The sequence below is a fragment of the Acidovorax sp. LjRoot204 genome, from assembly GCF_056175785.1.
On record NZ_JBGFFF010000358.1, the window covers coordinates 1 to 1,182 of the forward strand.

The window sequence follows — 1,182 nt, forward strand, 5'->3', positions numbered from 1 at the left end:
GAGCCAGTCGCCATGTTCGATCCGGCGTGCGCCCTCTGTGTATCGGGGATGGATCTCGTACACCAGACAAGACAGCCGTTGGCCCTCAACTGTCACCACGATCTCGCGCTTGAGGTATTCGTCGGTGGGGTGATCTCCGGTCAACCCTTCAATGGCATCCAGAACCTCCTCCAGCGCAGGCTCGATGGCGTACACCTCGCCATGCACCGGCTGATCGCCACGCAGCGTCATGCCCGGATAAGCCCCCAGGTGAAACAACACTCCCGGCACCTGCGCAAAACCCACCCAGTGTGGCGCAGGCAACAAGCGCGTGATGTCATTCGACCCACCGCGGCGCAAGGTGCCGTATACAAACACATGGCGTGGGGTGCCAGCAGGCAAAGAAGGCTCGGGCATGATGCGCAGTCTTTTTTGATTGAACAGCGCCCCAGTCTAGTGAATACGCCCGCTCCCAGCCGCCCTTTCGCCTATTTGTGCCTGGCTCTCAGCATGTCGCTGGTGGGCAGTTATGTGGCACTCTCCAAACCCCTGGCAGCCGTGCTGCCCGTGCTCTTGCTGGCCTGGATGCGCTTTGGCATCGGGGGCGTCGCTATGCTGCACTGGCTCAAAAAGCCCGCCAACGAGCCGCCACTGACGCCGCAGACCAAACGGCTGCTGTTCCTGGAGTCCTTTCTGGGCAACTTTCTATTCACCATCTGCATGATCTATGGCGTGAGCCTGACCGACGCTGTCTCAGCAGGGGTGACCATGGCAGCCATTCCTGCAGCCGTGGCATTGATGGGATGGGCATTTCTGGGTGAACGGGTGGCGCCTCGCACCTGGATGGCGGTGCTCTGTGCGGTGATTGGCATTGCCCTGTTCTCACTATCAAAACCAGAGCACGCAGCGCATATGGAACCTGCGCTTGGAGCCAAAAACACTGCAAACCATGCCTTGTGGGGCCAAATGCTGCTGCTGGGGGCAGTGATTTGCGAGGCCGCCTACACGGTGATCGGCAAGAAGCTCACCGGCAGCCTGGGGCCCAAGCGCATCACCTCGCTCATCAACCTGTGGGGCTTTGTGCTGACGACACCGTTTGGCCTGTACCTGGCGCTGGACTTCCCGTTTGCCTCGGTGGGATGGGGCACCTGGCTATTGCTGCTGTTTTATGCGCTGGCCGCCTGCATGTGGACGGTGTGGCTG

General features: G+C 60.7%; 2 protein-coding genes. One reads left to right on the forward strand and one right to left on the reverse strand.

What is annotated here, in order from left to right; genetic code table 11:
- Positions 1–396: gamma-glutamylcyclotransferase family protein (locus AC04MI_RS25350; protein ID WP_476499070.1), on the reverse strand; the 396-nt coding region annotated here is incomplete at its 3' end.
- A gap of 39 nt (positions 397–435) precedes the next feature.
- Here AC04MI_RS25350 and AC04MI_RS25355 point away from each other — a divergent pair.
- On the forward strand, positions 436–1,182 hold a 747-nt coding region (locus AC04MI_RS25355; protein ID WP_476499071.1), incomplete at its 3' end, for a DMT family transporter.